1 protein-coding gene is annotated in these 563 nt (G+C 66.3%); it reads right to left on the bottom strand.

Annotated features, from left to right (window positions below):
• Positions 1-563, bottom strand: a 563-nt coding sequence (locus V7702_RS16830) for a heavy metal-binding domain-containing protein (protein WP_335651221.1), incomplete at both ends; no start/stop codon positions are given.

The raw sequence follows: 563 nt of genomic DNA, 5'->3' as shown, positions 1-563 counted from the left end.
CCGGAAACACACCCGGCAGGAACGTCGCGACGAGCGAGTAAAGGTAGGCCGCCGCCACGCCGATGCTGATCAGCGTCCACATGTTGGGGCTGCGGTTCACGATGGAGTCCCAGCCGCGCCGGAAGAAGGGCAAGGCGGCCCAGAGGATGATCGGCGTGGCCAGCAAAAACTCCAGATAGCTGGCCGTCTGGTGCCCGATCCAGTCGCGCACCGGCAGCGCCACCAGTTCGCCCATGGTCAGGATGATGAGCGGCACCGCCGCCGCGGCGGAGATCCACATCCGGCGGGTGAAGTCGGTAAGCTCCTCGCTCGGCTCGTCAGAGGGGACCATCGGCTCCAGCGCCATGCCGCAGATCGGGCAGGAACCTGGCGCATCGCGAACGATTTCGGGGTGCATCGGACAGGTGTAGTGGACGTTGGCCGGCGCCGCCTTCTTCTGCCCGGCCGCCCGGCCCGAGGCGTAGAACCAGGGATCGGCATTGAATTTCGTCTGGCACTTCTCCGAGCAGAAATGGAAGGTCTCGCCCTGGAACTCCGCGTGTCGGCCATCCGGCTTCACCGCG

Source organism: Phenylobacterium sp. (assembly GCF_036963605.1).
In the GTDB taxonomy this organism is placed as follows: Bacteria; Pseudomonadota; Alphaproteobacteria; order Caulobacterales; family Caulobacteraceae; genus Phenylobacterium.
This window is presented reverse-complemented; position numbering and strand designations above follow the sequence as displayed.